Genomic DNA, 1,070 nt, shown 5'->3' with positions numbered 1-1,070 from the left:
TGCAGTCTGGGAGGAACGTTGTAAGATACATGGTCTGTGTGATTATCTAAACGTTTCATATACTGATAGGCGTGGTGAATATTTCCTGCCAGTTTGTTTGCTGTATCCAACGTAAAGATATGGGTGGGATGATATCGTTCTTGGATCGGTCCAATCCGCTCTATCAGTGCCTGAAAACTTTCTCGATTCTTGGGGACGTTGTCAATGATGACTACTCCCAATTCCAGCATCTTGTCCAACCACAGCAACAGTGCCCAATCGTCTTTCATCACTTCGTGGTAATCAAAATGAGGGATGGACACTGATGAATCCCACAGTTGGGGTTTTCGTCGCTGTTTGAGGGCGGGGTCTGTTTGACAGTGAACTCGCAGCCAAGATGGATCGAATACACTGTGATGTCCAGGTTCTTGACCGCCCCAGACTATATCCAAATTGCCTTCACGATCGACCTTGACCGCTTCAGTGATGGGATTGAGTGGCATTTTCAGGGGGTCATGTCCTTCCCCTTCTGAGCTGTTAAGGCTCAATGTATCCCGCTGGAAGCATTCGGGACAGTGGCAAGCATCCCGCAGCCAGAGATTATGGTAAAAGCTGTGATGACCATCTTTCCAAGTGACTTGTACACCGTTGTTGGTCACTGCAACTGATTCGATCCGAAAAGCGGCTTTGAGTTGCCGAAGTAGGGTTGTCATGTTTCACCTTTATCCTTTGTCTTACTTGGTTTCCATTTATTTGAGAACTAGGCTTCAGCCCCCACCATTACCTTTGACTGAGACGTCAATTGTTTGCCGTTAGTGGTTTGATAGCCGTTGTATTCCAGTGTCTCTCCATTAGCGGTGAGTGTAGGGGTGAGAGTCTGGTAAAAAACTTCCTGACAGCAGTTGTTTTCGTCAGCAATCAGTACCCGCGCTTGGTGTCCGCTAGTCAAAATTTCAGCGCGATCGCATTGCTCGTTTGCCCAGATAATCAAGGTATCTCCCTCTTTGCACAGTAGCGCTCCCCCTCCATTGGGACAAATTTTTCCTGAACCTGCTTCTCCTGGCAAAACATAGGTTGACCAGCGATTGCCA

At 47.6% G+C, this 1,070-nt stretch carries 2 protein-coding genes; both read right to left on the bottom strand.

Annotated features, from left to right (window positions below):
• Positions 1 to 692, bottom strand: a 692-nt coding sequence (locus F6K53_RS44990; protein WP_293087613.1) for a gamma-butyrobetaine hydroxylase-like domain-containing protein, incomplete at its 3' end; no start/stop codon positions are given.
• A gap of 47 nt (positions 693 to 739) precedes the next feature.
• On the bottom strand, positions 740 to 1,070 hold a 331-nt coding region (locus tag F6K53_RS44985; protein WP_293087610.1), incomplete at its 5' end, for an aspartate 1-decarboxylase.

Source organism: Moorena sp. SIO4A1, from assembly GCF_010672065.1.
GTDB lineage: Bacteria > Cyanobacteriota > Cyanobacteriia > Cyanobacteriales > Coleofasciculaceae > Moorena.
Note: the sequence above shows the minus strand (reverse complement) of the source record. Positions and strands in the feature narration are given on the sequence as shown.